The 506-nt window shown below is 60.5% G+C and carries 1 protein-coding gene and 1 pseudogene; both read right to left on the minus strand.

What is annotated here, in order from left to right; all coding sequences use genetic code 11:
• Window positions 1-140 precede the first annotated feature (140 nt).
• The gene (locus tag HX846_RS31570) at window positions 141-395 is read right to left on the minus strand and encodes an acyl carrier protein (RefSeq protein WP_003209389.1); all 255 of its coding nucleotides are present in this window, start codon (window positions 393-395) and stop codon (window positions 141-143) included.
• Window positions 396-404: 9 nt separating this feature from the next.
• Window positions 405-506, minus strand: a pseudogene (locus HX846_RS39895) (acyl carrier protein); the annotation flags it as partial.

Below are 506 nucleotides of genomic sequence, written 5' to 3' on the forward strand. Positions count from 1 at the left end.
GGCGCCGGTCAGGGCGCGCAACAGCCACAGGCTGCCCAGCAGCAGGCCAAATTGCCACGGGGCAAAATGCTCAGTGCCGTAATACACCGCAAAAGGGTACAGCAGCCCCGCCAGCAACAGGCCAAGGCCGATCAGCCGGCTCATGCGGCCGGTTGAACCAGACGGTAGACCGCCTCGACCACGTCATTCACGGTACGCACGGCCTTGAACTCTTCGGCGGCGATTTTCTTGCCGGTCTGGCGCTTGATGTGGTCGATCAGGTCCACTGCATCAATGCTGTCGATTTCCAGGTCCTGGTACAGGTTGGCGTCGAGCGTGACGCGTTCCGGTTCCAGTTCAAACAGTTCCACCAGGGCGTCGCGCAAGGTGTTGAAAATATCGTCACGAGTTTGCATGGTACGGTCTCAAGCTGCCTGTCGGGCCGTGACGAACGCCGCGAGGCTGGCCACGTTGGTGAAGTGATTGCGGGTGTCCTTGGCGTCGGCATCGATCTTGATGCCGTACTT

The sequence above is a fragment of the Pseudomonas sp. K5002 genome, assembly GCF_013386655.1.
Classification (GTDB): Bacteria; Pseudomonadota; Gammaproteobacteria; order Pseudomonadales; family Pseudomonadaceae; genus Aquipseudomonas.